The 26,056-nt window shown below is 62.0% G+C and carries 21 protein-coding genes; 14 read left to right on the forward strand and 7 right to left on the reverse strand.

Going from position 1 to position 26,056, the window contains the following annotated elements; genetic code table 11:
• The first annotated feature begins 41 nt into the window (after positions 1-41).
• Positions 42-1,034, forward strand: coding sequence for a glycoside hydrolase family 53 protein (locus tag AC07VY_RS19945; RefSeq protein ID WP_495099037.1), 993 nt, complete (start codon positions 42-44; stop codon positions 1,032-1,034).
• 58 nt (positions 1,035-1,092) lie between these two features.
• Here AC07VY_RS19945 and AC07VY_RS19950 read toward each other — a convergent pair whose 3' ends face one another.
• Positions 1,093-2,139 (reverse strand): histone deacetylase family protein, encoded by a 1,047-nt coding sequence (locus AC07VY_RS19950; RefSeq protein ID WP_495099036.1) that lies wholly within the window; start codon positions 2,137-2,139, stop codon positions 1,093-1,095.
• 125 nt (positions 2,140-2,264) lie between these two features.
• Between AC07VY_RS19950 and AC07VY_RS19955 the strand changes: the two genes are divergently transcribed.
• A complete protein-coding gene (locus tag AC07VY_RS19955) occupies positions 2,265-2,759 on the forward strand; it encodes an Lrp/AsnC family transcriptional regulator (RefSeq protein WP_495099035.1) in 495 nt (164 codons plus the stop codon).
• 64 nt (positions 2,760-2,823) lie between these two features.
• On the opposite strand, the gene AC07VY_RS19960 is transcribed toward AC07VY_RS19955, so the two are convergent.
• From AC07VY_RS19960 to AC07VY_RS19985, 6 genes are all read right to left on the reverse strand, one after another.
• Positions 2,824-3,666, reverse strand: coding sequence for an EamA family transporter (locus AC07VY_RS19960; protein ID WP_495099034.1), 843 nt, complete (start codon positions 3,664-3,666; stop codon positions 2,824-2,826).
• 40 nt (positions 3,667-3,706) lie between these two features.
• Positions 3,707-4,036, reverse strand: a complete 330-nt coding sequence (locus tag AC07VY_RS19965; protein ID WP_495099033.1) for a CcdB family protein — start codon at positions 4,034-4,036, stop codon at positions 3,707-3,709.
• Entirely contained in the window at positions 4,036-4,284 is a 249-nt protein-coding gene (locus AC07VY_RS19970; RefSeq protein ID WP_495099032.1) for a type II toxin-antitoxin system CcdA family antitoxin, read from the reverse strand. Before AC07VY_RS19970 ends, AC07VY_RS19965 begins: the two co-directional genes overlap by 1 nt.
• An 86-nt stretch (positions 4,285-4,370) precedes the next feature.
• Positions 4,371-5,075 carry a hypothetical protein gene (locus AC07VY_RS19975; protein ID WP_495099031.1) on the reverse strand — a complete coding sequence of 235 codons (705 nt, stop codon included), beginning with the start codon at positions 5,073-5,075 and terminating at the stop codon, positions 4,371-4,373.
• A 136-nt stretch (positions 5,076-5,211) separates the two neighbouring features.
• A complete protein-coding gene (gene uvrA, locus AC07VY_RS19980; protein WP_495099030.1) occupies positions 5,212-11,124 on the reverse strand; it encodes an excinuclease ABC subunit UvrA in 5,913 nt (1,970 codons plus the stop codon).
• A gap of 88 nt (positions 11,125-11,212) precedes the next feature.
• Positions 11,213-12,052 (reverse strand): IclR family transcriptional regulator, encoded by an 840-nt coding sequence (locus tag AC07VY_RS19985; RefSeq protein ID WP_495099029.1) that lies wholly within the window; start codon positions 12,050-12,052, stop codon positions 11,213-11,215.
• Positions 12,053-12,203: 151 nt separating this feature from the next.
• Between AC07VY_RS19985 and AC07VY_RS19990 the strand changes: the two genes are divergently transcribed.
• The 12 genes from AC07VY_RS19990 (at position 12,204) to AC07VY_RS20045 (ending at position 26,045) form a co-directional block, all read left to right on the forward strand.
• Entirely contained in the window at positions 12,204-12,965 is a 762-nt protein-coding gene (locus AC07VY_RS19990) for an SDR family oxidoreductase (RefSeq protein WP_495099028.1), read from the forward strand.
• Between the two features lie 40 nt (positions 12,966-13,005).
• A complete protein-coding gene (locus tag AC07VY_RS19995) occupies positions 13,006-14,529 on the forward strand; it encodes a sugar ABC transporter ATP-binding protein (RefSeq protein WP_495099027.1) in 1,524 nt (507 codons plus the stop codon).
• A 33-nt stretch (positions 14,530-14,562) separates the two neighbouring features.
• Complete coding sequence (locus AC07VY_RS20000; RefSeq protein WP_495099026.1) at positions 14,563-15,564, forward strand: ABC transporter permease; 1,002 nt, start codon at positions 14,563-14,565, stop codon at positions 15,562-15,564.
• Positions 15,565-15,673: 109 nt separating this feature from the next.
• Entirely contained in the window at positions 15,674-16,618 is a 945-nt protein-coding gene (locus AC07VY_RS20005) for an ABC transporter substrate-binding protein (RefSeq protein ID WP_495074011.1), read from the forward strand.
• Positions 16,619-16,684: 66 nt separating this feature from the next.
• The gene (locus AC07VY_RS20010) at positions 16,685-17,539 is read left to right on the forward strand and encodes a fumarylacetoacetate hydrolase family protein (RefSeq protein WP_495099025.1); all 855 of its coding nucleotides are present in this window, start codon (positions 16,685-16,687) and stop codon (positions 17,537-17,539) included.
• 1 nt (position 17,540) lies between these two features.
• Positions 17,541-18,836 (forward strand): L-fuconate dehydratase, encoded by a 1,296-nt coding sequence (locus AC07VY_RS20015; RefSeq protein ID WP_495099024.1) that lies wholly within the window; start codon positions 17,541-17,543, stop codon positions 18,834-18,836.
• A gap of 82 nt (positions 18,837-18,918) precedes the next feature.
• Complete coding sequence (locus AC07VY_RS20020) at positions 18,919-19,689, forward strand: SDR family oxidoreductase (RefSeq protein WP_495099023.1); 771 nt, start codon at positions 18,919-18,921, stop codon at positions 19,687-19,689.
• A 26-nt stretch (positions 19,690-19,715) separates the two neighbouring features.
• Positions 19,716-21,311 (forward strand): methyl-accepting chemotaxis protein, encoded by a 1,596-nt coding sequence (locus tag AC07VY_RS20025; protein ID WP_495099022.1) that lies wholly within the window; start codon positions 19,716-19,718, stop codon positions 21,309-21,311.
• 2 nt (positions 21,312-21,313) lie between these two features.
• On the forward strand, positions 21,314-21,652 hold the full coding sequence (locus AC07VY_RS20030; RefSeq protein WP_495099021.1) for an L-rhamnose mutarotase: 339 nt from the start codon (positions 21,314-21,316) through the stop codon (positions 21,650-21,652).
• A 125-nt stretch (positions 21,653-21,777) separates the two neighbouring features.
• Positions 21,778-23,337 carry an oleate hydratase gene (locus AC07VY_RS20035; RefSeq protein WP_495099020.1) on the forward strand — a complete coding sequence of 520 codons (1,560 nt, stop codon included), beginning with the start codon at positions 21,778-21,780 and terminating at the stop codon, positions 23,335-23,337.
• Positions 23,338-23,406: 69 nt separating this feature from the next.
• Positions 23,407-24,879 carry a CYTH and CHAD domain-containing protein gene (locus tag AC07VY_RS20040; protein WP_495099019.1) on the forward strand — a complete coding sequence of 491 codons (1,473 nt, stop codon included), beginning with the start codon at positions 23,407-23,409 and terminating at the stop codon, positions 24,877-24,879.
• Positions 24,880-25,013: 134 nt separating this feature from the next.
• Complete coding sequence (locus AC07VY_RS20045) at positions 25,014-26,045, forward strand: zinc-dependent alcohol dehydrogenase (protein ID WP_495099018.1); 1,032 nt, start codon at positions 25,014-25,016, stop codon at positions 26,043-26,045.
• Positions 26,046-26,056: the final 11 nt, after the last annotated feature.

The following is a 26,056-nucleotide window of genomic DNA, read 5'->3' on the forward strand; positions in this document are numbered from 1 at the left end:
GTGGATGCAAGTGGTAGCAACAACATAACAGGAGACAGACCATGCAATTCAAAGCAATCATTCGCACAGCAGGCACCGGCATTGCCGGCCTGTGCCTGGCAGTGGCGGCCCAGGCCGCCACCTTCGCCAAAGGGGCTGACGTTAGCTGGGTAGACCAGCAGGAGTCGGCCGGCTATTCGTTCTACAACAGCAGCGGGGTCAAGACCGACCCGTTTGTACTGTTAAAGAACATTGGCGTGAATGCCATCCGCCTGCGTGTCTGGGTCAACCCCTCGGGCGGCTGGTGCAACGCGGCAGACACCTTGTACAAGGCCAAGCGCGCAGCGGCCCAAGGGCAACGCATCATGATCGACTTCCACTACAGCGACAGCTGGGCCGACCCCGGCCAGCAAACCAAGCCCGCCGCCTGGAGCAGCCACACGGTGGCCCAACTCAACACCGATGTGTATGCCCACACGCATGACGTGCTCAACTACCTCAAGAGCAATGGCATCAGCGTGGAATGGGTGCAGGTTGGCAATGAAATCAATGGCGGCATGCTGTGGCCGCAGGGCAGCACGTCCAACTTCAGCCAACTGGCAGGCTTCATCAACAACGGCTACAACGCCGTCAAGGCGGTGTACCCCAACGCGGAAGTGGTGCTGCATCTGGCCAATGGCTACGACAACGCTGTGTTCCGCTGGTTCTTTGACGGCGTGAAAGCCGCTGGCGCCAAATGGGACGTCATCGGCATGTCGCACTACCCGACGGCCAGTAACTGGGCCAATCGCAACATCAGCATCGCGAGCAATATGTCCGACATGGTCTCGCGCTACGGCAAGCCGGTGGTCATCTCCGAGGTGGGCATGGACTGGCAGCAAGCCAGTGCCTCCAAAAGCATGCTCAGCGACCTGATCAACCGCGTCTCGGCACTGGGCGGAAACGGCCTGGGCGTGTTCTATTGGGAGCCGCAGGCCTACCCCGGCTGGCAAGGCTACACCTTTGGCGCGCTGGACAGCTCAGGCCGCTTCACCATCGCCCTGGATCCATTCTGAAAAAACAGACTCTGGCGCAGGATACACCTGCGCTAGCAGCTATACATTCAATAGCAGGCTAACCCGCATGCTGGGCAAAGCCGTCCAGCACATTCACCGCGTTCACCCCCACCTCATCCACCGCGTAGCCGCCCTCGAACACAAACACCGTGGGCAGGCCGGTGGCAGCTAGGTCGGTGCCTACGCGCAGATAGTCTTCGCTGCGCAAATGGAAGCCCGAGATCGGGTCGCCCTCAAAGGTATCCAACCCTAGCGACACCACCAGCGCCTGGGCACCGCTGCAGGCTATCGCCTGCAGGGCCTGGCCCAGGGCTGCGCGCCAGCGTGCAAAGTCTGTGCCGCGCGGCAGCGGCAGGTTCAGGTTGTGGCCCGCCCCTGCGCCAGCGCCGGTCTCGTCGGCGTAGCCCAGGAAGAACGGGTATTCGGTGTGCGGATCACCATGCACGCTGGCAAAGAACACGTCACTGCGCTCGTAGAAGATAGCCTGCGTACCGTTGCCGTGGTGGTAGTCGATATCCAGCACCGCCACCCGCTCAGCCCCCGCGTCGCGCAAGGCCTGGGCCGCTACCGCCGCATTGTTCAGAAAGCAGTAGCCACCAAAAAAGTCAGCCCCCGCATGGTGGCCCGGCGGGCGGGTCAAGGCAAAAGCCGAACGTGCACCGGTGCTGACCAGTTGCGCCGCCGTCACCGCGCACTGCGCACCCGCATAGGCGGCTGCCCAGGTGCCTGCTGTCAACGGCGTGCCAGCGTCGTACGAGAACAAGCCCATGCGCGCAGCAAAGTTGGCGGGCAGTATGTCGGAGCGAAAACTGCGCACCGGCCATACCGACGGCAGCGCATCGCGCTCGGCATTGGTCGGGTCCAGCGCCACCCACTCGTTCCAGGCGCTCGCCAGAAAGTCCAGGTAGCGTGGGCTGTGCACCCGCTGCAAGACCTCCAGGCCATGGTCCTGCGGCGCACGCACATCGCCCTGGCCGCGCCGCTGCAGCTCCTGCAGCACGTAGTCCGCGCGCGCGGGCACTTCGAAACACGGCACCAACTGGCCGCGGTACATCTCGACTTTGCCCTGGTGCAGGGCGTGCTGGTGGTTGTAGACGGTGATCATGCGAAAGCTCTTTCCAAGCAGAAGTGAATGCTCGAAAGTATGCCGCTCCAGCGCTGAAATAGCTTTGCTTTATGCCCCCGCTTCAGGCTAGTATGCGCACAGAAACAAGTTTTTTATCGCACATCATGAGCACAAAATTACCCATAACCACGCTAGACAGCACAGATCGCACTATTTTGCGACTTCTGCAAAAAGACGGCAACTTGTCCACCCCACAGCTGGCCGAGCAACTGGCCCTGAGCACCACGCCCTGCTGGCGCAGGCTGAAGCGGCTGGAGGATGCCGGCTTCATCACCGGCTACGAGGCCCGGCTGGACCGGCGCAAGCTGGGCCTGGACATCCTGGCTTTTGTGCAAGTCACCTTCGGCGTGGTGACCGGCAGCGCCATCCAGCAGTTTGAAGACACCATCGCCCAGCGGCCCGAGGTACTGTCCTGCCACAAGGTGACTGGCCAGGCCGACTACCTGCTGCAAGTGGTGGCCCCCAGCCTGGATGCCTACAGCGACTTCGTGGAAACCGTGCTGCGCAGCCTGCCCGGCATCAGCCTGATCCATTCCAGCCTGGCGCTACGCGAGATCAAGGCATCGGGCCAGCTACCTGTACCCGCAGTCAATTTATAAGTAACAGACCGCTAACGCAGATAGTGCCTGCGCAAGCAGCTATGTTTTAAATAGCAAATCAGACTCAGTGGTACAAGCCCAGCACCATCGCCCCGGCGGTGATCAACACACAGGCCAGGCTGCGGCGCAGGGTCAGCGGTTCGCCCAGGAACAGCGCGCCGATCAGCGCGGCGAACAGCACCGAGGTTTCGCGCAGCGCCGACACCGTGCCCATGGGCGCACGCGCCACGGCCCAGATCACGATGCCGTAGGACGCCAGCGACATCGCTCCGCCGCCCAGCCCGGTCCAGACGGCGCGAGCCCCCAGATCGCGCGGCCAGGCGCGGTGCTGCCACCAGTACAGCAGCAGCATGGCCAGGCTATCCAGCACAAACAGCCAGCCCGCATAAGCCAGCGCATCGCCCGCCGCCCGCGCGCCCAGCCCGTCCACCACGGTGTAGGCGGCGATAAAGGCGCCGGTGGTCACCGCCGTCAGCGGCCCGGCCAGCGCCATGCCCCGGCGCAGCTCCGCCAGGCTGAAGATGCCCACCGAGATCAGCACAACACCCAGCCAGACCCACAGCCCCATGTTCTCGCCCACAAACAGCGCCGCGCCAATGGACACCAGCATGGGCGACGAGCCGCGCGCGATCGGGTAGGACTGACCAAAGTCGCCCACCTTGTAGGCCCGCACCAGAAACACGTTGTAGCCCACGTGCAGCGCCACGCCCAGCGCCACGTAGACCCAGCTGGCCGGCAGCGGAAACGGCCGCAGCAGCGCCAGCGGCAGCCCGCCCAGGCCTGCGCCCACCATCATCAGGGTCAGCACCGCCTTGCGGTCGGTACTGGCACTGCTTTTCAGCAGCGCATTCCAGCTGGCGTGGCAGAGCGCGGCGCAGAGCACCAGGAGGATGACGGTGGGGGTCATGGAATCTTTGCCGAAAGAAGCTATAGAGGAAGAATGGCGTTCATCCCCAGGACCGCGTGAGCAATTCGTCCAGCGCGTCGGCGATAACCTGCCCCTGGTCGGCCAACGAACCGACGTGTTCACCCAACTGGTCCAGCGCGACTGACACCATGTCCAGGGGATGCAACACCACGTCCAAATCCTGCACCCTGAACGCGGGGTTCATGCGAGATCCCACGGTCGGCGAGCTACCCGGCAAAGCACTGCGCAACACCAGCGGTACCACCATGCGTCGGCGGTAGCGATCAAATTGCGCTGACTGGACCAGAACGACAAATGGAATAGAAGCCCGCAACGCCCCTTTGTTGCGGTGCACGTCAAACTGGGCCATCAGAGCGTAGAGTGCTCGTCGGCAAACGAACCAATAGCCGCATGTACGGCATTCCAGTCCGCCGCGCAGTTATCTGCGAGCTGCTGGTGTGCACGGTGGGCTTGCTGCTGGCTCTCCACGTAACCGGCCAGCAAAGACTCCATGGTGGCGGAGAGATTGCTGGTGTAAGCCTTGGCCTGGGAGACCAGGTCTTCACTGAGGGTCAGATTTACGGGACGCTTGCGAGAAGTGGCGGCTACGGCGGGCATGGTGACGTCTTTGCAACATTAACTATGCGCACATTATGCGCATGAATCACATCCTACACACCATCAGAATCCATGCTCCCAAATACTTATGTACCTTGTTCTCGATAGAGCTCATTTACCAAGTCCGTCACGATCTCAAACGTCCGCAGCACAGAGGAGTGGAGCATGGCGCTGCCATGGGCATAGGTATTGCGGATACCCGGCAGAGCTTCTTCAAAGATGCCCAGCCAGTCATGCACATAATCTTCTGGCTGAGTTTGGATCGCTGATTCGTCATACTCAATTTGAGACAACCCGCTGACCTGCAGCTCCCGCATCCGCTCCATGGAAACCCGTTCGCGAGCATGCTGCAAAGCAAATATTTCCGTTGAGCGCTGGCCTTCATTCGTGATCAGCCGTTCCTTCCTCGCTCTAGCAAACAATGCCCGCAAAGTCGGATGCCTCTTTGCAGTCAGACCAAATTCCTCGGGGTACAAGTAGGTGAGTTTTTCGCGCAAAGCGAATTCAAGTGTTGCCAGCACATGTTTTTCCGCCACGGGGAAAAATCGATAAACAAACCAAGCATAGAGATAGAGATTCTTCGCAGTTTCAAAATGGACTCGAACATCCAATGGCACTGCATCGACCAGCACAAAATGGTTTATCAAATCATGTCTGTCGGCCAAATTAACTTGAGCGAACGCCCCATCAGGCCGCATGATTGATGTAGAGCCAGAGCGCGCATCTGGCAAAAACACTGACTCAGAATTGCGCAACTGGTCTGAGGCGCTCAGCTTCTCAAAATCGGCCATTCAAACTTCCAATTGATTCTGCAATGCAGACGTTATCCCGGTTTTTGCCCCCCACGCCAAGTCAAACCATCACTACAAAAAGGCTCCCAGCGCCTAATCCATAAGCGCCAAAAGCTACATTTAGCATAGCAACCAACTAACGCGCCAGCACCGGCTTCAGCGCCACGCCCGTCGCCGTGCCCAGCGCCACCACCTGCTCCGGCGGCGCGGCCGCCACGATGCGGCCGCCGGCGTTGCCGCCGTCCGGGCCCAGGTCGATGATCCAGTCGGACTCGGCGATCACGTCCAGGTCGTGCTCGATGACCACCACGCTGTGGCCGCCATCGACCAGGCGGTGCAGCACGCGTATCAGCTTTTCCACGTCGGCCATGTGCAGGCCCACGGTGGGTTCGTCCAGCACGTACAGGGTGTGCGGAGCCTTCTGGCCGCGGCGGGTGATGTCGTCGCGTACCTTGGCCAGCTCGGTCACCAGCTTGATACGCTGGGCCTCGCCGCCGCTGAGCGTGGGCGACGGCTGGCCTATGGTCAGGTAGCCCAGGCCCACGTCCTTCAGCAGCTGCAGCGGGTAGGCGATGACGGGCATCACGGCGAAGAAATCGACGGCTTCATCGACCTCCATCTGCAGCACATCGCCGATGCTCTTGCCGCGCCAGGTGACGGCCAGGGTCTCGGGGTTGAAACGTGCGCCCAGGCAGGTTTCGCACTTCACCTTCACATCGGGCATGAAGCTCATGGCAATGGTGCGCAGGCCCTGGCCTTCGCAGCTGGGGCAGCGGCCGTCGCCGGTGTTGAACGAGAAGCGCGCCGGGCCGTAGCCGCGAGCCCGCGCCTCCAGCGTATCGGCGAACAGCTTGCGGATGGTGTCCCAGAAACCGATGTAGGTGGCCGGGCAACTGCGCGGGGTTTTGCCGATGGGCGTCTGGTCCACTTCCAGCACGCGGTCGATGGCGGCAAAGCCGGCCACATCCGCACAGCCCAGCCAGGCCGGGCGCTGGCCGGCGGCCCAGCTGTCACGCCCGGCCTTGGTACTGCGCTGGACCACGGCGGTCTGCACATTGGCCAACAGCACGTCGCGCGCCAGCGTCGACTTGCCCGAGCCGCTAACGCCTGTGACCGCCACCAGGCGCTTGAGCGGAATCTGCAGGCTGACGTTCTGCAGGTTGTGCATGGTGGCGCCGCTGACGGTCAGCCACTGCAGCGGCTCGGCGATGGCCACGGCATCAAGGGCGGTGTCTGCTGCAGCCTTCTTCTTAGCTGCGGCCTTGGTCTTGGCCGTGGGTGCTTCGTAGGGCAGATCGGCCACCGGTGCCGCCACGGCGGCCGGGTCGAACGCCTCCACTGCACGCCGCGCCTTCAAGGGATGGCGCATGGCGTGCAGCAGGTAGCGGCCGGTCACGGATTCGCTGGCATCGGAAATATCGGCCACCTTGCCCTGCGCCACCAGCCGGCCACCGCGCTTGCCGGCGCTGGGGCCAATGTCGATGATGTGGTCGGCACGGCGGATGGTGTCTTCGTCGTGTTCCACCACCACCAGGGTGTTGCCCTTGCTGCTCAGGCTATGCAGCGCGTTCAGCAGGATGTGGTTGTCGCGCGCATGCAGGCCGATGGTCGGCTCGTCCAGGATGTAGCACACGCCTTGCAGATTGCTGCCCAGCTGGGCCGCCAGCCGGATGCGCTGGGCCTCGCCGCCGCTGAGCGTGGGGGCGCCACGGTCCAGCGTCAGATAGCCCAGGCCGACTTCTTCCAGAAACTCCAGGCGGCTCTGGATCTCGGGCACCAGGTCGCGGGCGATGTCGGTTTCGCGCTGGCTCATTTCACCGGCAACCTGCAGCGCCTGCACCCACTGGCGGATGTCGGTCACGCTGAGGCGCGCCAGGTCGGTGATGCCGACGTTGGCAAAGCGCACGGCCCGGGCCGTGGCGTTCAGACGCGTGCCCTGGCAGGTCGGGCAGGCCACGTCGTGCAGGTCTTCGACTTCGGGCTCGGCAAAGGTCTGCTCGCGGCCGCCCTGGTCGTCGGCACGTACCGAGTCGTCGAACACGGCGCGCTGGTCCTTGGTCAGCTTCACGCCCGTGCCCACGCAGTCGGGGCACCAGCCGTGCTTGCTGTTGTAACTGAACAAGCGCGGGTCCAGCTCGGCATAGCTGGTGCTGCACACCGGGCAGGCGCGCTTGCTGGAGAACACCATCACCTTGCCGATATGGGCGGTTGGCAGGCCGTCGGCCATGGCCTCCTTCAGGCCGTCGATGCCGACCAGCACATGGACCACGCCCTTGCCATGCTCCAGCGCCGTGGCCAGGCCTTCGCGCAGCCGCGCCTCGTTGCCGGGGCCGACATCCAGGCTCAGCACCGGCAGCTCTACCGTGTGCTCCTTGAAGCGGTCGATGCGCGGGAAGCCGGTGGTCGGCAAGAAGTCGCCGTCCACCCGCAGGTGGCTGTAGCCGCGCGGCCGCGCCCAGTCGGCCAGCTCGGTGTAGACGCCCTTGCGGTTGATGACCAGCGGCGCCAGCAGGCCTATGTGCTGGCCGCGAAAGGTTTTCAGCAGCTGGGCGGCGATGCTGTCCGGCGTTTGCGGCTGTACCGCCGCACCGTCTTTCACGCAATGCTGTATGCCCAGCTTCACGTAGAGCAGGCGCAGGAAGTGCCAGACCTCGGTGGTCGTGCCCACGGTGGACTTGCGGCCGCCACGGCTCAGGCGCTGCTCGATGGCCACGGTGGGCGGAATGCCGTAGACCGCATCCACCTCGGGCCGGCCCGCGGGTTGCACGATGCTGCGCGCATAGGCGTTCAGCGACTCCAGGTAGCGGCGCTGGCCCTCGTTGAACAAGATGTCGAAGGCCAGCGTGGACTTGCCGGAGCCGCTGACGCCGGTGACCACATTGAACTGGCCGCGCGGAATGTCCACGCTCAGCGACTTCAGGTTGTGCTCCTTGGCGTTGACGATCTGGATCGCATTCGGCGGCACTACGCGCGCCGCCTGCTTCGCCAGCCAGGCCGGCGTCTTTTCTTTCACCACCTGGGCGCCGGTGCCCAGCGTCGACTCGTACTCGCGCAGCGCGGCACCGGTGTGGGAGGTGGCGTGCAGGCGCACCTCCTCGGGCATGCCCTGGGCGACCACCAGGCCGCCGCCATAGCCGCCCTCGGGACCCATATCGATCAGCCAGTCGCTGGCGCGGATCACGTCCAGGTTGTGCTCGATCACCACCATGGAATGCCCGGCGTCCAGCAGCTTGCGCAGCGCGCGCATCAGCTTGGCGATGTCGTCAAAGTGCAGGCCGGTGGTCGGCTCGTCGAACAGGAACAGCGTGCCCTTCTTGGCCACCGGCTGCCGGCCATTGCTTTTCGCCGCCTCGGCCAAAAAGCCGGCCAGCTTCAGGCGCTGGGCTTCGCCGCCGCTCAATGTAGGCACCGGCTGGCCCAGCTTCACGTATTCCAGGCCTACATCCACAATCGGCTGCAGCGCACGTATGACGTCGCGGTCACCTTCAAAAATAATAGCAGCCTCGGCCACCGTCAGGTCCAGCACATCGGCCACGTTCAGCTGGACCAGGCGGGCATCGGCCACGGCACGGCGCTCTATCGTCACCTCCAGAATCTCCGGCCGATAGCGCTTGCCATCGCAGTCCGGGCAGCGCAGGTACACGTCGCTGAGGAACTGCATTTCCACATGTTCAAAGCCCGAGCCGCCGCAGGTGGGGCAACGCCCGTCGCCGCTGTTGAAGCTGAACTTGCTGGCCGTGTAGCCGCGCTGGCGCGACAGCGCGGCGTTGGCAAAAATCTCGCGGATGGCATCCCAGGCGCCCACATAGCTGGCGGGGTTGGAGCGCGCAGTCTTGCCGATGGGTGACTGGTCCACAAACACCACTTCGCTGAGGTAGTCGGCACCCAGCAGCCGGTCGTGCAGGCCCGGGGTTTCGGTGGCCTTGCCAAAGTGGCGCATCAAAGCCGGGGCCAGCACGTCCTGGATCAGCGTGGACTTGCCCGAGCCGCTGACGCCGGTGATGCACACCAGGCGCTGCAGCGGGAATTCAACCGACACGTTCTGTAAATTGTTTTGCCGCGCGCCTTCCAGCACCAGGCGCGGCGTGGCGTCGGTCACCAGCTTCTTGAAGCCCATGCCTATGGTCTTGCGGCCGCCCAGGTAGGCACCGGTCAAGGTGTTGGCGTGGCGCAGGTCGTCTGTCGAACCATCGAAGACGATTTGCCCACCGCGCGCGCCGGGGCCCGGGCCCATGTCGATCATGCGGTCGGCGGCCAGCATCACCGCCGGGTCGTGCTCGACCACCACCAGGGTGTTGCCGGCATCGCGCAGGCGCTGCATGGCTTCGATGATGCGGTGCATGTCGCGCGGATGCAGGCCGATGCTGGGCTCGTCCAGCACGAACAAGGTGTTCACCAGCGAGGTGCCCAGCGCCGTGGTCAGGTTGATGCGCTGTACCTCGCCGCCGCTGAGGGTGCGGCTTTGCCGGTCCAGCGTCAGGTAGCCGATGCCCACGTCGCACAGGTATTTGAGACGGGTGGTGATTTCATCGAGCAACAGCTTCAGCGCCTGCTCGTCACCACTTTGGCTGCTGCGCTCGGTATGCATGCCCAGGATGCGCTCGGCCTGCAGATCAAAGAAGCGGCGCAGCCGGTCTATGGGTAGCAGCATCAGGTCGTGCAGGCACAGGCCGGGCAAGGCCTCCAGCTGGGCGCGGCTCCAGGACACGCCCTGGGGCAGATGGCGCTTGGCGGGGTCTAACACCGCATTCGCATCCTCCACACTGCCCAGGCGCCACAGCAGGCTCTCGGTCTTCAGCCGGGCGCCCGCGCAGGCAGAGCAGGTGGTGTAGCTGCGGTATTTGGACAGCAGCACCCGGATGTGCATCTTGTAGGACTTGGTTTCCAGGTATTCAAAGAAGCGCTTCACGCCGAACCAGTGCTGGTTCCACTTGCCGTTCCAGTTGGGTGACCCGTTGATCACCCAGTGCTGGTGCTCGGGTGTGAGCTTGTAGTACGGCGTGTCGCGCGGGATGCCGGCCGCCTCGGCGTGGCGCATCAGGTCGTCCTGGCATTCCTGCCAGGCGGGGGTCTGCATGGGCTTGATGGCGCCGGAGCGCAGGGTCAGCTTGTCGTTCGGGATCACCAGGCCGTAATCCACGCCGATCACGCGGCCAAAACCCTTGCAGGTCTCGCAGGCGCCCACCGGCGAGTTGAAGGAGAACATCGACGGGATCGGGTCGGTGTAGCGCACATCGCTTTCGGCGCAGTGCAGGCCGGTAGAGAACTTCCACAGCTGGGGTTCAGCGCCCTCCTCGGGCGGCAGCACATACACATTCAGGCGGCCGCCGCCGCGCTTGATGGCCACCTCAATCGCTTCCAGCGCACGGGACTTCTCGGCGCCAGCAATGCGAAAACGGTCGGCCACCACGTCCAGCACCTTGCGGGTGGCCGGGGCCACGGCCTTCTTGCTGGGTTTGGCGGGCGTGGCAGGCGCCTCCACCGCCACTTCACGCTCGGCCTGCACGCGGGTGAAACCGCTGGCCGACAGCCATTGGGCGACTTCTTCGGCCGTTGTATTGCCCGGCAGCTCCACCGGGAAAGTGAGTACCAACCGAGGGTCTTGTGCCGCCGCCGCGCGTTCACACAGTTCGGCGTAGATGCTCTCTGGCGTGTCGTGCCGCACCGGCTGCGCGGTCACGCGGTCAAACAGGTTGCCGGCACGGGCGAACAACAGCTTCAGATGGTCGTTCAGCTCGGTCATCGTGCCGACGGTGGAGCGGCTGGAGCGCACCGGGTTGGTCTGGTCGATGGCGATGGCCGGGGGCACGCCCTCGACCTTGTCCACCGCCGGCTTGTCCATGCGGTCCAGGAACTGGCGCGCGTAGGCCGAGAAGGTCTCTACATAGCGGCGCTGCCCCTCGGCGAACAAGGTATCGAACACCAGGCTGGACTTGCCTGACCCGCTGGGGCCCGTGACCACCGTGAGTTCACCGGTGCGGATGTCCAGGTCGATGTTCTTCAGATTGTGCTGGCGCGCACCGCGAATGCGGATGGTTCCCTGGGTCATAAGTGGGTGCTCGGATGGGTAAGGCGGACCATTGTAGGGAGCGCCCGACACGCAGCGAGACCAGGGGGTTATTGCCTTAAAAAACCCACTAACGCACCATGCCCTGGGTGAACGACAAGGCCTGGGCGGCCTCGCGCAAATATTCGCGCACATCATCCAGACCAGGACCTACGTGGCGGTCGATACGGCGGATGTACGGACATGTCAGCGTGGCCAGCGCGGTGTAGTCAGGCCCCAGGATAGGGAAAGAAATATCCACCACGCCGAAGGACTGGGCACTTTCGCGCTCCAGATAGCCCCGTTCGCGGATGGCAGCCAAGGTCTGCGCCAGGTTGTCCGCAGAGATGGGCACCTCTCCATCCAACGGAGTGTGCTCGGCCAGCATGGCATTGAAACGCCCCTCGTCCGCGTAGGCCAGCAGCAAATGGCCGGAAGCCGTGTCCAGCAGGCCCACGCGTGCGCCGCGCTGCACTGCAAAGCTCCAGCCGCTGGGACTGTTGATTTGCGCGCTGATGAGCACATTGCCCCGGTCGTACACCCCCATGTGGCAAGACTGCTCGGCACGGCGGGTGAAGTCGTCCATGATGGGCAAGGCCTGGTTGATCAGACGGCTTAGCGGCGGGTGCATGTTCGCCAGGGCAAACAGTTTCAGGCTCAAGGCGTAGCGGTCGCCCGAGGGCGTGCGCATCACGTACTGGCGCACGACCAGCCGCTCCAGCATGCGGTAAATCTCACTGGCACTGCGGTCCATTTCTTTCACGATTTCAGCGCGCGTGAGACCATGCGGCTGGGTAGCCAGCAACTCCAGAATATCCAGGCCCTTGTCCAGTGCGGGCGCGCGGTAGCGCTCGTCGGCGCCCGGGCCTGCATCTGGGACTTCTTCGACTTTGGGACGGCGGCCGCGGGGTTTGCTTGCTGTGGCGGACATGGGGTGATCTTTACATGGGCTGACGGTTTTTATAGCAGACGCCACAAGCCCTAGGGAAACTACCAGGGCTGCCGAGGCGTAACATGCCTATCATTATTCTTCATATATGAATTGTTTGTTCATATTTGAATTAAATAAAACGGAGCGAAAAATGGGTCAAGGCAGACTGCAAGGCAAAACCGTGCTGATTACCGCAGCAGCGCAAGGCATAGGGCGTGCCAGTGCTCTGGCGTGTGCGGCCGAGGGCGCCCGCGTGATTGCCACGGACATCAACCAGGCCCTGCTGGACAGCCTGGCAGCCGAACACAGCAGCATCCAGGTAGAGTTGCTGGACGTACGCAGCGATGCCGCCGTGACCGCGCTGGCCGCCCGCACACCCGCGCTAGACGCCCTGTTCAACTGCGCCGGCATGGTGGCCAATGGCAGCATGCTGGAATGTACCGAGGCCGACTGGGACCTGAGCTTTGACCTGAATGTGAAAAGCATGTTCCGCATGACCCGCGCATTTCTGCCAGCCATGCTGGCCAAGGCCGAAGCCACACAGGGCAGCGTGTCCATCATCAACATGGCCTCCATGGCGTCCAGCATCAAGGGCTTTGCCAACCGCTGCGCCTATGGCACCACCAAGGCGGCAGTGATCGGCCTCACCAAATCACTGGCAGCCGACTATGTGAAAGCCGGTTTGCGCGCCAATGCACTCTGCCCCGGCACGGTGGACACGCCGTCGCTGCGCGGTCGGATCGCCAGCGCAGCCGACCCGGTACAGGCCGAAAAAGACTTTATAGCCCGCCAGCCCATGGGGCGCTTGGCCAGCGTGGACGACATCACGCCCACGGTGGTCTACCTGGCCAGCGATGAATCGCGCTTCGTCACAGGGCAAACCCTGCTGGTAGATGGCGGCGTAACCATTTAAATCGGGTGTCTACACCCTCGGCCACGCAGCAAGGCATACCGTGACACCTCTGGTTTCCGTCAACAATCTCAGCAAATCCTTCCCTGGGGTCAAGGCACTGGACAATGTGCGCTTCGACCTGCTGGCGGGTGAAGTGCATGCCCTGATGGGAGAAAACGGCGCGGGCAAATCCACGCTGATGAAAATTCTGGCCGGCGTTTACAGCAAGGACAGCGGTGAAATGCTGCTGGACGGCAAGCCGGTAGACATACAGAGCCCGGCACACGCGCAATCTCTGGCGATTGGCATCATCCACCAGGAACTGCACCTGATGGGCCACCTGACCGCCGCACAAAACATCTACCTGGGGCGCGAACCGCGCAAGGCGGCCGGACTCTTCCTGGACGAGAACAAGCTCAACCAGGATACGCAAGCGCTGTTCAGCCGTATGAACCTGGCGCTGGCACCGACCACACCGATTGGCGAGCTGACGGTGGCCAAGCAGCAAATGGTGGAGATTGCCAAGGCGCTATCCCATAAATCGCGCGTGCTGATCATGGACGAGCCCACCGCCGCACTGAACAATGCGGAGATTGACGAGCTGTTCCGCATCATCCGCCAGCTCAAAAGCGAGGGCGTGGGCATTGTCTATATCTCGCACAAGATGGACGAGATCCAGCGCATCGCCGACCGCATCACCGTGATGCGCGACGGCACATATATCAACACCGTGCCCGCGGCCACCCCCATGTCGCAGGTGATCGCCATGATGGTCGGCCGCAACCTTGAGCAAGCCGAAAAAAGCATCCCCGATACCAGCGCCAACGAGGTGCTGCTGGATGTACGCGGCCTGAACCGTGGCCGGGTAATACGCGATGTGAGCTTCAACGTGCGCCGCGGAGAAATCGTCGGCTTCGCCGGCCTCATGGGCGCCGGGCGCACCGAGGTCGCCCGCGCGGTGTTTGGCGCAGACCCCATCGATTCGGGCGAGGTGCGGGTACGCGGCCAGGTCATACGACTGAACTCACCGGAAGACGGGGTACAGGCCGGCATTGGCTATTTGTCCGAAGACCGCAAGCACTTTGGCTTGGCCACCGGCATGGACGTAGCCGCCAACATCACCCTGCCCAGCCTGCGCCGCTGGCTGAAATGGGGCGTGTTTCTCAACCAGTCGGCCATCCGTAGCATTTCACAGCAGATGGTCGAGAAGCTGCGCATCAAAACCCCGTCCATCACACAAACCGCCAAGCTGCTATCGGGCGGCAACCAACAGAAGGTGGTGATTGCCAAATGGCTGGTACAAGACTGCGAAATACTGATTTTTGACGAACCCACGCGTGGCATCGATGTAGGCGCCAAAAGCGAAATTTACAAGCTGCTCAACGAGCTGGCAGCCCAGGGCCGCGCGATTGTGGTGATCTCCAGCGAGCTACCCGAGGTGCTGCTACTGAGCCACCGTGTGCTGGTGATGTGCGAGGGCCGCATTACAGGCGAAGTACGCGGTGACGAGGCCACCCAGGAAAGCCTGATGGCACTGGCCACAAGACGCGAGACGGATGCCAGCGCCCAAGCCGTATTGCACTGACCCACCACCGATTCATAAAAACCAGGTCCATCCATGTCTGAACCCACTTCCTCTGCATCCTGGGTGGCACGCCTCACGGGCGGACAAGCCAAACAAAAGCTGCTGGCGTTTGCCAGCCTGATTGCACTGCTGGCCATCTTCACGGCCCTCAAACCCGATGCCTTCATGACGCAGGACAACATCATCGGGATTCTGCAGTCCACCACGGTCATTGGGGTGCTGGCCATCGCCAGCACGTTCATCATCATTACCTCGGGCATCGACCTGTCGGTCGGCGTGCTGATGACCTTTTGCGCCGTGATGGCCGGCATATTTCTGGTCAACCTGGGCATGCCCCTACCGCTGGGCATTCTGTGCGCTCTGGCCATGGGCGCCTTATCAGGCTGTATTTCAGGTCTGGCCATCACCAAGCTCAAAGTGCCTCCTTTTATTGCCACGCTGGGCATGATGATGCTGCTCAAAGGCGTGTCGCTGATCATCACCCACACCCGCCCCATCTACTTCAATGATGTGGAGGGTTTTGACCAGATCGCGCTGGGCTCGCTGATCGGCGACCTGATCCCCAGCCTGCCGATTCCGAATGGCGTGTTGATCATGTTTCTGGTGGCAATCGTGTGCGCCGTGATACTGAACAAGACCGCCCTGGGCCGCTACACCTTTGCCCTGGGCAGCAACGAAGAAGCCGTACGTTTATCCGGCGTGAATGTGGACCGCTGGAAGGTCATCATCTACACATTCAGTGGCGGTATCTGCGGCATTGCCGGCCTGCTGATTGCATCCCGCCTCAACTCGGCGCAACCCGCGCTGGGCCAAGGCTATGAACTGGATGCAATTGCTGCCGTTGTAATTGGCGGCACCTCGCTCAGCGGTGGTGTGGGCACGATTCTGGGCACCATCATCGGCGCCTTCATCATGAGCGTGCTCATCAATGGCTTGCGCATCATGTCGGTCGCCCAGGAATGGCAGATGGTGCTGACTGGACTGATCATCATTTTGGCCGTCTACACCGATAACCTGCGGCGCAACAAGAAATAAGGAGATTGCCCGACACCCACCACCGACCTTACGCCCGGCTTGTACTGGACACCGTTTCGTTTCGCTTCATTCATTTTTACAACCACACCGTTCCATCAGGAGACAAACCATGAACGCAAAGAGAAAACTGCTCGCATTGACCGCTGGCTTGGCATTGGCTGGCTTCAGCAGCTTCGCATCGGCCCAGGAAATCTACATCCCCCTGATCTCCAAGGGCTTCCAGCACCAGTTCTGGCAAGCAGTCAAACAGGGCGCAGACCAGGCCGGCAAGGATTACAAGGTGAAGGTCACCTTCGAAGGCCCGGAAACAGAGCAACAGGTGGACAAGCAAATCGACATGCTGTCTGCCGCACTGGCCAAGAAGCCAGCAGCCATTGGTTTTGCCGCACTGGACAGCAAGGCCGCCATTCCATTGCTGAAAAAGGCCCAGGCTGCCAAGATTCCGGTGATCGCATTTGACTCGGGAGTCGACAGCGACATCGCGCTGACCACGGCACAGACCGACAGCAAAGCCGCTGCGGCACTGGCGGCCGACAAGATGGCCGAAAAAATTGGCGGCGAAGGCGAAGTCGCCGTGATTGGCCACGACCAGACCAGCACCACCGGCACCGGCCGACGCGACGGTTTTGTGGACCAGATCAAGGCCAAATACCCCAAGATCAAAGTAGTGGACATCCAGTACGGCGGTGGCGACCACCTCAAGTCGGCTGAAATCGCCAAGACCTTGCTGCAAGCCCATCCCCAGCTGAAGGGCATCTTCGGCACCAACGAAGGCTCGGCCATTGGTGCCGGCAAGGGTCTGAAAGAAGCCAAGAAAACCGGCGTGATCATCATCGGCTTTGACTCAGGCAAGGCCCAGAAAGACATGATCAACGACGGCACCATCGCTGGCGCCATCACGCAAAACCCGGTGGGTATTGGCTACAAGACGGTGGAAGCAGCCGTGAAGGCGCTCAAGGGCGAGAAGCTGCCGAAGATCATCGACACCGGCTTCTACTACTACGACAAGAGCAATATGAAAGACGCCAAGATCGCGGCCGTTCTTTACGATTGATTCGTCTGTGGGCAAGCGGATGCGGGGGCATCCCTTGCCCATTTTTTTGACTGCAAAGGAAGCACAGTGAAACTTTTACGCTACGGATTGCCAGGCCAGGAAAAGCCTGGCGTATTGGACAGCCAAGGCCGTGTGCGCGATCTGTCGGACGTGATCGCCGATGTCGCAGGTGCAGCCTTGCTGCCCGAAAGCCTGGCGCGTCTACGTGGCGTGAACCTGGACAGCCTGCCCTTGGTAGCGGGTATGCCCCAAAAAGACCTGCGCCTGGGCCCCTGCGTGGGCAGCGTAGGCAAGTTCATATGCATTGGCCTGAACTACTCGGACCATGCTGCCGAAAGCGGCATGCAAGTACCACCGGAACCCGTGGTATTCAACAAATGGACCAGTGCCATCGTCGGACCGAATGACCAGGTGGAGATTCCGCGCGGCTCGGTCAAGACAGATTGGGAAGTCGAGCTGGGCGTCGTCATAGGCCAAGGCGGTCGCTACATCAGCGCAGCGGATGCCCTGTCGCACGTGGCCGGCTATTGCGTGGTCAACGACGTGTCCGAGCGCGAATACCAGCTGGACCGCAGCGGCACCTGGGACAAAGGCAAAGGTTGCGACACCTTCGGCCCCATCGGCCCCTGGTTGGTCACAGCAGATGAAGTACCTGACCCACAGGCCCTGAAGATGTGGCTGGAAGTGGACGGCAAGCGCTACCAGAACGGCAGCACATCGACCATGGTCTACGGCGTACAGTTTTTGATTGCCTACCTGAGCCGCTTCATGAGTCTGCAGCCCGGCGACGTGATTTCCACGGGCACCCCACCCGGCGTAGGCATGGGGCAGAAGCCTCCCGTGTATCTACGCGCTGGGCAATCCATCCACCTGGGCATTGATGGCCTGGGCACCCAAACACAAGTCACCGTACAAGCCTGACATGAGCAAAGTCACCAATCTGCGCGTCCTGGACGTGCGCTTCCCCACCTCGCAACACCTGGATGGCTCGGATGCCATGAATCCGGACCCGGACTATTCCGCGGCCTACGTTATTCTGGAAACCGACCAACCTGGCCTGGAAGGCCACGGCCTGACCTTCACCATTGGCCGAGGTAACGAAATCTGCTGCGCCGCCATCGAGGCCATGCGGCATCTGGTGGTGGGCCTGGACATGGACTGGGTCGCCGAGGACATGGGGCGCTTCTGGCGCTACATCACCTCCGACAGCCAGCTGCGCTGGATTGGCCCGGACAAGGGCGCCATCCACCTGGCCACCGGTGCCGTGGTCAACGCGGTCTGGGACCTGTGGGCCAAGCAAGAAGGCGTGCCGGTATGGAAACTGGTTTCGCGCATGAGTCCCGAGGAGTTGGTCAAACTGATCGACTTCCGCTACATCACCGACTGCATCACACCCGAAGAAGCGCTGGCGCTGTTGAAGAAAAAAGCCGTCGGAAAGGAAGAACGCTGGGCCACGCTGGAGCGCGAAGGCTACCCCTGCTACACCACCTCGGCCGGCTGGTTGGGCTATGACGATGACAAGCTGCGTCGCCTGTGCAAAGAGGCCACCGACGCGGGCTTCAACCACATCAAGCTGAAAGTCGGCCGCGACAAGGCTGACGATATCCGCCGCCTGCGTATTGCCCGCGAAGCGCTGGGACCAGACCGCCACCTGATGATTGACGCCAACCAGGTCTGGGAAGTCAATCAGGCCGTGGAATGGGTACGCGAACTGGCATTTGCCAAACCCTGGTTCATTGAAGAGCCGACCAGCCCCGATGACATCGAAGGCCACCGCGTGATCCGCGAAGGCGTGCACCCGGTCAAGGTCGCCACCGGCGAGATGTGCCAGAACCGCGTCATCTTCAAGCAGCTCATCATGCGCGGCGCCATCGACGTGGTACAGATCGACTCCTGCCGCCTGGGTGGCGTGAACGAAATCCTGGCCGTGATGCTGATGGCGGCCAAGTACAACTTGCCGGTGTGTCCGCATGCCGGCGGCGTGGGCCTGTGTGAATACGTGCAGCACCTGTCCATGATCGACTACCTGTGTATCGCAGGCACCCGCGAAGGACGTGTCATCGAGTATGTAGACCATCTGCACGAGCACTTCCTGGAGCCCTGCGTGATCCAGAACGCAGCCTATATGCCACCCCAGGCGCCAGGTTTCTCCATCGAGATGAAGGCGGCCTCGTTACAAGAGTACCAATTCAAGCCCAAGGCCCGCACCACGGCCTGATGCAGCGCAATGCCTGCCGCAGCCAAAGCCCACAAGCAAGGGCCACGGCAGCGGCCCAACGACAACTGGATAAAGAACGCATATGGATTTGCATCTGAAAAACAAGGTAGTCATCGTGACCGGTGGCGCCAGCGGCATAGGCGCAGCCATATCACTCACGCTGGCACAGGAAGGCTCCATTCCGGTGATCTTCGGCAAAAGCCCCATGCCGGCCGACTTTGCAGCGCAGCTGCAGGGCCACACGCATGCATTCTTCCAGGTAGAGCTATCCGACGACGCAGCCTGCAAGAACGCGGTCGCGCAAACCCTGGAGCGCTTTGGTCAACTAGATGGACTGGTGAACAACGCAGGCATCAACGACAACATCGGACTGGACGCCGGGCGAGACGCCTTTGTGGGCTCGCTGGAACGCAACCTGATCCATTACTACGTGATGGCCCACTACTGTGTGCCGCACCTAAAGGCATCCAAAGGCGCCATCGTGAACGTGTCGTCCAAAACTGCCATTACCGGCCAGGGCAATACCAGCGGCTACTGTGCGTCGAAAGGTGCGCAGCTATCGCTGACGCGCGAATGGGCGGCCGCTTTGCTAAACGACGGCGTGCGGGTGAATGCGGTCATTCCGGCCGAGGTAATGACGCCGCTATACGAGCGCTGGATCAGCAGCTTTGACAATGCGGCCGAAAAGCTGGCGTCCATCACGGCCAAGATTCCGTTGGGCCACCGCATGACCACATCCGAGGAACTTGCGCGCATGACCGTCTTCCTGCTGTCCGACGCCTCATCCCACACCACCGGACAATGGATTTTCGTGGATGGCGGCTACACACATCTGGACAGAGCCCTGTCCTGATACCTGCGGTCAAAGGAGCCTGTGCCATGAAAGTGTCGAATGCGAAAATCTCCCACATCCTGTTCGCCGGATTTGGCCTGATGCTGCTGGTGTACCTGCTCTCCAGCGCATTGAATGCAACGATGATGCGCAGAATGCAGGCGAATCTGGAGACCATGGAAAAGCACAACAATGTGCAGATTGCCATCGCATATGACCTCTACAAATCGGTGGCAAAAATCAGCCTGTCGGTGCGCAAAATCATCTTGCTCAACAGCGACGCCGAGATTGCCGAGGAAATCAAAGCCTACAAGAACGAGCTGGACCACTACCAAGCCATCCGTCAGCGACTGAATGCTTCCAGCCAGGGCGCGGACATTGATGCCTCCTGGAAGACGGTGGACGCGGCCTTTCAGAAGTCGGCGCCACTGCTTGCCAGCCTGTATGCCAGCGTGCAGGAACACAAGGACTCCGAAGCCATCAAGACACTTGATCTCGTAGGGAATGCGATAGACGCCTGGCAGCAATCGCTGGACGCGGGCATGCTGCACCAGCAGCAGGAAAACGCAACCGCATTCAAAAGCTCCAGTGACGCCTACCAGGCCGCCCTGATCCAATCCTTGTCGGTGTGCGTGGCCAGTATCGTCATTGCCCTGGTGCTATCAGTTGGCATCGTCCGCCTGCTGTCGTCACAACTGGGCGGTGAACCCAAGGAAGCCACTTCAGTGGCGGTGCGTATTGGTGCCGGGGACCTGACCCAGGCCATCCCCGTCCAGGCGACAGATACCCGCAGCCTGATGGCGGCCATGGACGGTATGCAGGCCAGCCTGACGCAGGTGGTGGTCAGCGTGCGCAATGGAGCGGAATCGGTCGCTATGGCCAGTACAGAAATAGCCAAAGGCAACCAGGACCTGAGTACCCGCACCGAGCGGCAAGCCAGCGCCCTCGAAGAAACCTCGGCGTCCATGGAAGAGCTGGACTCCATCGTCAAGCAAAACGCCGAAGGCGCACGCGAAGCCAATCGCCTGGCACAGCAAGCCTCCACTGTCGCCTCGGAAGGCGGTGCCGTGGTAGGCCAAGTGGTAGAGACCATGCGCGGCATCAACACGGCCTCACGCAAGATCGAGGACATCATTGGCGTGATCGATGGCATCGCCTTTCAGACCAATATCCTGGCGCTGAACGCGGCAGTGGAAGCCGCGCGGGCCGGCGAGCAAGGCCGGGGCTTTGCCGTGGTGGCATCCGAAGTGCGCTCGCTGGCCGGGCGCTCCGCCCAGGCCGCCAAGGAAATTAAAAGCCTGATCGGCTCTAGCGTAGAGCGCGTGGCAGTAGGCAGCCAGCAGGCAGACAAGGCCGGCGCCACCATGGAGCAGGTTTTGACAGCTATCCAAAGAGTCACGGGCATCATGGCCGAAATCAGCGCCTCCAGCGCGCAGCAAAGCCAGGGTGTGTCGCAAATCGGCGAAGCCATCCGCGAGATGGACCAGGTCACGCAGCAAAACGCGGCCCTGGTAGAGCAGATGGCGGCGGCGGCCAGTAGCCTGCAAAACCAGGCCAGCGATCTAGTGGGAACCGTTGCACAGTTCCAGGTCGTCTCCTCCGAGCCCGACCGCCAGTACGCATTGCTGACGCACAAGCTGTAAGCATGCGCTACGCCCTGGCACTGGACCTGGTGGACGATGCCGAGCGCATTGCCGAGTACGAACGTGCCCACGTAAAAATCTGGCCAGAAGTCCACGCACACTTGCGCACCCAGGGCGTGCTGGGCATGGAGATTTACCGCCTGGGCACCCGCCTCTTCATGGTGATGGAGGTGGACCCAGCGGTCTACAACGCAGAGCGCATGGCGCAGGCATCTCTGACCAACCCAGCCATCGTGCGCTGGGAAGAGCTGATGTGGACCTACCAGGCCCCCACACCCTGGACGCCAGCGGGCGAAAAATGGGTGCCCTTGGCGAGAATATTCGACCTGGCCAGCCAGTAGAAACAGCGGCTTACCCTCAGTTGCCAATACGCAGATGATTGGCAATCGTATTGCTTGACCTTTCTCAATGGATCTGGCGCCCAGCCTGGCTAGCATGACTCCTTGTCAAAAGAGGAAGCATGCGTATGCAAGCATATTTTGTCGGCGGCGGTATTGGCTCTCTCGCCGGGGCCGCGTTCATGGTCCGAGATGCGAAAGTCCCCGGCTCCCGCATCACCATCTTCGAGAGCACCCCGCTGCTAGGCGGCAGCCTGGATGCGGCCCTCCGCCCCGAGTCGGGCTACTCGCTGCGCGGCGGCCGCATGCTCACGACCGACCACTATGAATGCCTGTGGTATTTATTAAAGACGATACCGTCACTCGATCACCCGGGCGAATCGATCTACAGCGAAACCGTGCGCTTCAATCAGGCGCACCCTGCCCACTCGCGGGCGCGTTTGGTAGACCACAACCGCTTCAAACAAGATGTGTCTTCCATGGGCTTCAGCAACGCAGACCGCATTGAGCTGCTGAGACTGGCCGAAACCTCCGAGGAGACCCTCGGCACAAGCCGCATCACCGATTGGCTTTCGCCGTCCTTCTTTCAAACCAATTTCTGGTGGATGTGGCAAACCACGTTCGCCTTCCAACCCTGGCATAGCGCCGTTGAACTCAAGCGCTATCTGCACCGCTTTATGAACGAGTTCCCGCGCATCGCATCGCTGGCCGGCGTAAAGCGCACCGTCTACAACCAGAACGACTCCATCGTGCAGCCGCTGGTGACCTGGCTGCGCAAACAAGGTGTGCGCTTCGAGCATGGCACGACCGTCACCGACTTCGACCTGCACGATGCAGCGGGCAAGGTCCACGTGCAAGGCATGACACTGCGCAATGCCCAAGGCGTGCAGCAGCTGGCCGCCGGGTCCGATGATCTGGTGTTTTTCCAGAATGCATCGATGACCGATGCCTCCAGCACTGGCTCAATGGATGCACCAGCGCCGCGGCTCACCAAGGCGGATAGCCATGGCTGGACATTGTGGGAAAAAATTGCGCGCGGCCGGCCCGAGTTTGGCAACCCGGCGGCTTTCAACAGCAGTATCAGCGAATCCTACTGGGCCTCGTTTACAGTGACCTGCACACAACCCGCCTTCTTTGACCGCATGGAGGCGTTTTCAGGCAACGCCGCGGGTACGGGAGGGCTGGTGACCTTCAAGGACTCGCGTTGGCAGATGTCTATCGTGCTCTACCACCAGCCGCACTTTCGCGACCAGCCAGCGGACCAGCAGGTATTCTGGGGCTACGCACTGCAGCCCGACCGCATCGGCGACTTTGTCGCCAAACCCATGAGCGAGTGCAGCGGTGCAGAGATACTGCAAGAGTTGCGCGGCCATCTGAACTTCGACCCAGAGGTTTTAACCGGTGCCAACTGCGTGCCTTGCCGCATGCCCTACATCACCAGCATGTTTATGCCTCGTGCCAAGTCCGACCGCCCCTTACCCGTGCCACTTTGCTCGCACAATCTGGCTTTTGTGAGCCAGTTTGTCGAAATTCCCGACGACGTGGTGTTTACCGTGGAGTATTCGGTGCGCGCGGCACAGATGGCGGTGTACCAACTGCTGAAAGTGCAACGCGCTGTGCCGCCCGTCACGCGCCACGACCACTCGCCCAAGGTTCTGCTGGATTCACTGGCGCAATCATTTAGCTGACCGGCGCCGCGCACGGCGGGAGTGCTGTGGCCGCAAAATACAGCTCCCGCACAGCCGCCACAGCATCCCATGGAAATCGAACTCAAACTCGCTCTGCCCTGCGCCGACCCGGAAAACCTGGCGCAGCGCCTGGCCCGCACTCCACCTCTGGCACGACGCAAACCCCAGATACTGCAGCTGCACAACGTCTACTACGACACACCCGACCAGCGCCTGCGCCAACAGCGCATTGCCCTGCGTATTCGCAAAGTAGATGGAAGCGGCACGCCACAATGGCTGCAAACGCTGAAAACTGCCGGCAACAGCGCCTCCGCCCTGAGCCAGCGCGGCGAATGGGAAACGCCCGTGCCAGATGAAAACCTGGTACGCGCCGCACTGAACAACACGCCCTGGCCCGAGCTGGACCCGGACGACAGCCTTTTCGCTGCGCTGCAGCCCTGCTTCGCCACGACCTTCGAGCGCACGCTGTGGACCGTACGCCAGCGCGACGGCAGCGTGGTCGAAGTAGCCCTGGACCGTGGCAAAACCATAGTCAGGGACCAGCAAGCTCCCATTTGCGAACTGGAGCTGGAGCTGCTTGCCGGCCCGCCACAAGCGCTGTTCGACCTGGCAAGGAAAATTGCCCATACGGTAGCGGTATTGCCGTCACAAACCAGCAAAGCCGCACGCGGCTACCAGCTCGCCCAGAACGCGCACGACGCCCCGCTACGTGCCAAGCCCCTGGCACTGTCAAAAAACCAGCCCGTTGGCGAAGCCGCTCGCCAACTGCTACGCGAAATGCTGGGCCAGTGGATGGCCAACCTGGACGCGCTGCGCCGCAGCGATGATCCAGAGCTGGTCCATCAGGCGCGGATCGCTTGGCGCCGCTTCAACAGCTTCTGGCGGCTGTGCAAAAAACAGTTCCCAACCGAAGCCGTACCCTCATGGGCAGCATTGCAGCCCCTGGTGGCCACCCTGGGGCGACTGCGCGATCTGGACGTGGCCCGCACCAGCAGCTTGCCGGCATTGCACACCACATACACCCAGGGCCACGCACGGCGCACACCCGGCTGGCTCAAACTGATGTCGGACCTGGAACAAGCCGCACATGTGCAGCGCCAAGCCGCACGAAAACTGCTGGAAGACCCGCGCACGGGCGCCTGCCTGCTAGCCATGGTGGAGTGGTTGGAAAGCCCCTCCCATCCAGTGGAGCCCATGGCAAAACCTGCCCCACCCCTGTCCGGCTGGGCCCGCAAGCGCATGCAGCGCCTGCACAAGAAACTGGAACAAGCCCAACAAGCCCCATCCACGCTGGACGGCCAGCACCGTCTGCGCATTCTGGCCAAGCGACTGCGCTATGGCATCGAAGCATTGCGCAGCGTGCTGCCGGCTAAACGGGCGCAGCAATGGCACGCACGAGCCCTGCAACTGCAAAGCCGATTGGGCGCCGCGCGCGACGTGGCGCAAGCTGTGACGCTCGCGGAACAGTTGCAAGCAGACCCCGTACTGCAGGCTTTTTTGCACGGCGTGGTTGTAGGCCAGACGACCGCATCGCAGCTCTGAGAGCCTGCTCAAGGTCTTTTCATGGTCTAAACCTTGATCCAGCGCAAAGCGCTGCTCGCCTGACCGGCCTAAAGTGGGCCATATGCCACCGGACTAGCACCGGCTGGCGTCCCTTGCCGCAACAGGAGCCCGCCATGCGCACCATGAAAGCTGCCGTAGTCCATGCCTTTGGACAGCCTCTGCAGATCGAAGAAGTCGCCATTCCCGAGGTGCCCGCCGGCCAGGTGCTGGTCAAGGTCGTCGCGTCTGGTGTATGCCATACCGATTTACATGCCGCCGAGGGTGACTGGCCGGTGAAACCCAGCCTGCCCTTCATTCCCGGCCACGAAGGCGTGGGCTTTGTCGCCGCCGTGGGCGCGGGCGTCAAGAACATCCGGGAAGGCGACCGCGTGGGCGTACCGTGGCTGCATACCGCCTGCGGCCATTGCGAGCACTGCATCACCGGCTGGGAAACCCTTTGCGACAGCCAGCAAATGACCGGCTATACGGTCAACGGCGGCTATGCCGAATACGTATTGGCCGACCCAGGCTACGTGGGCCATCTGCCAGCCAATGTAGGGTTCGCAGAAATCGCTCCGGTGCTGTGCGCAGGAGTCACCGTTTACAAGGGTCTCAAGGTACTGGATTGCAAGCCCGGCGACTGGGTCGCCATCTCCGGCATAGGCGGGCTGGGGCATCTGGCGGTGCAATACGCCAAAGCCATGGGCTTCCATGTGATTGCGGTGGACATCGATACAGCCAAGCTACAGCTTGCCGAGCGTCTGGGCGCCGACATGGTGATCCATGCAGCACAGCAGGACCCGGTACAAGAGGTGCAGCGCGCACTGCGCGGCGCACACGGCGTGCTGGTCACGGCCGTGTCCCGCTCCGCTTTCGCACAGGGTCTGGGCATGCTGCACAAGCGCGGCACCATGTCCCTGGTCGGCCTGCCTCCCGGAGATTTTGCCCTGCCTATTTTCGACATGGTGCTCAACGCCAAGACCGTGCGCGGCTCCATCGTCGGCACCCGCATGGACCTGCAGGAAGCACTCGCCTTTGCCGGCGACGGCAAGGTCCGGACCATTTACTCAGAGGACAAGCTAGACAATATCAACGCTGTATTCGACCGCATGCGCAGCGGCAATATCGAAGGCAGGATCGTCATGCACATCGCCGATGCCACCTGAGACGGAGTCTC

The sequence above is a fragment of the Rhodoferax sp. GW821-FHT02C08 genome (assembly GCF_059421805.1).

Coding starts and splice junctions, on each gene's coding strand:
- AC07VY_RS19945 (WP_495099037.1), top strand. CDS start 42: ATGCAATTCAAAGCAATCATTCGCACAGCAGGCACCGGCATTGCCGGC.
- AC07VY_RS19950 (WP_495099036.1), bottom strand. CDS start 2,139: ATGATCACCGTCTACAACCACCAGCACGCCCTGCACCAGGGCAAAGTC.
- AC07VY_RS19955 (WP_495099035.1), top strand. CDS start 2,265: ATGAGCACAAAATTACCCATAACCACGCTAGACAGCACAGATCGCACT.
- AC07VY_RS19960 (WP_495099034.1), bottom strand. CDS start 3,666: ATGACCCCCACCGTCATCCTCCTGGTGCTCTGCGCCGCGCTCTGCCAC.
- AC07VY_RS19965 (WP_495099033.1), bottom strand. CDS start 4,036: ATGGCCCAGTTTGACGTGCACCGCAACAAAGGGGCGTTGCGGGCTTCT.
- AC07VY_RS19970 (WP_495099032.1), bottom strand. CDS start 4,284: ATGCCCGCCGTAGCCGCCACTTCTCGCAAGCGTCCCGTAAATCTGACC.
- AC07VY_RS19975 (WP_495099031.1), bottom strand. CDS start 5,075: ATGGCCGATTTTGAGAAGCTGAGCGCCTCAGACCAGTTGCGCAATTCT.
- uvrA (WP_495099030.1), bottom strand. CDS start 11,124: ATGACCCAGGGAACCATCCGCATTCGCGGTGCGCGCCAGCACAATCTG.
- AC07VY_RS19985 (WP_495099029.1), bottom strand. CDS start 12,052: ATGTCCGCCACAGCAAGCAAACCCCGCGGCCGCCGTCCCAAAGTCGAA.
- AC07VY_RS19990 (WP_495099028.1), top strand. CDS start 12,204: ATGGGTCAAGGCAGACTGCAAGGCAAAACCGTGCTGATTACCGCAGCA.
- AC07VY_RS20000 (WP_495099026.1), top strand. CDS start 14,563: ATGTCTGAACCCACTTCCTCTGCATCCTGGGTGGCACGCCTCACGGGC.
- AC07VY_RS20005 (WP_495074011.1), top strand. CDS start 15,674: ATGAACGCAAAGAGAAAACTGCTCGCATTGACCGCTGGCTTGGCATTG.
- AC07VY_RS20015 (WP_495099024.1), top strand. CDS start 17,541: ATGAGCAAAGTCACCAATCTGCGCGTCCTGGACGTGCGCTTCCCCACC.
- AC07VY_RS20020 (WP_495099023.1), top strand. CDS start 18,919: ATGGATTTGCATCTGAAAAACAAGGTAGTCATCGTGACCGGTGGCGCC.
- AC07VY_RS20025 (WP_495099022.1), top strand. CDS start 19,716: ATGAAAGTGTCGAATGCGAAAATCTCCCACATCCTGTTCGCCGGATTT.
- AC07VY_RS20030 (WP_495099021.1), top strand. CDS start 21,314: ATGCGCTACGCCCTGGCACTGGACCTGGTGGACGATGCCGAGCGCATT.
- AC07VY_RS20035 (WP_495099020.1), top strand. CDS start 21,778: ATGCAAGCATATTTTGTCGGCGGCGGTATTGGCTCTCTCGCCGGGGCC.
- AC07VY_RS20040 (WP_495099019.1), top strand. CDS start 23,407: ATGGAAATCGAACTCAAACTCGCTCTGCCCTGCGCCGACCCGGAAAAC.
- AC07VY_RS20045 (WP_495099018.1), top strand. CDS start 25,014: ATGCGCACCATGAAAGCTGCCGTAGTCCATGCCTTTGGACAGCCTCTG.